Annotated in this window: 1 protein-coding gene; it reads right to left on the bottom strand. The window is 79.2% G+C overall.

The genetic code is table 11. The annotated features are described in order from the left end of the window. The coding region (locus HW577_RS26115; protein ID WP_332837825.1) for a YbfB/YjiJ family MFS transporter at positions 1 to 598 on the bottom strand (598 nt) is incomplete at its 3' end. Positions 599 to 639: the final 41 nt, after the last annotated feature.

Raw genomic sequence — 639 nt, forward strand, 5'->3', positions numbered from 1 at the left:
ACAGGAAGCCGCCCGCCACCAGCCCCGCCAGCGTCGGCAGCAGCGGCAGCGCGAGCGCGACCGCCTGCGCGGCGAGCCCGACCACCATCGCCCGCCGCCCGCCGATGCGATCCGCCAGCGCGCCCCCCGAAACGCTGCCGAGCAGCGCCCCGGCGCCGAACACCAGCCACATCAGCCCGCCCGCCTGCACGCCGAGGCCATGCCCGCGCGCCGCGAAATCGGCGAGATAGACCATCGGCGGCACGAGCCCCGCGCCGGACAGGGCATAGGCGCCGATCAGCAGTCCCGCCGGCGGCACGTCCCCGCGCGCCGGCACAGGCGCGGGCGGCGGCGCCGGCCAGCGCGGCCGTGCGAAGGCCCAGAGCAGCAAGGTGGCCGCCGAAAGCCCGAGCCAGGCCGCCGACACATCCACGCCCACCAGCGCCGGGACGAGCAGCGCGCCCAGCGTGACCCCGGTGCCGACTCCCAACAGCACAAGGCCACCGGCGATGCCGCGCCGCTGCGGCGGCACCACCGCCTGCACGGCCGGCCCGGCAAGCCCCATCAGCAGCCCCCCGGCCGCCCCCGCCACGGCGCGCCAGGCCGCGAGCCAGGCCACCCCCCCGTTCCAGGCGCAGCAGGCCGCGGCGAGCGCCGCCA

Source organism: Neoroseomonas rubea (genome assembly GCF_016106015.1).
GTDB lineage: Bacteria > Pseudomonadota > Alphaproteobacteria > Acetobacterales > Acetobacteraceae > Neoroseomonas > Neoroseomonas rubea.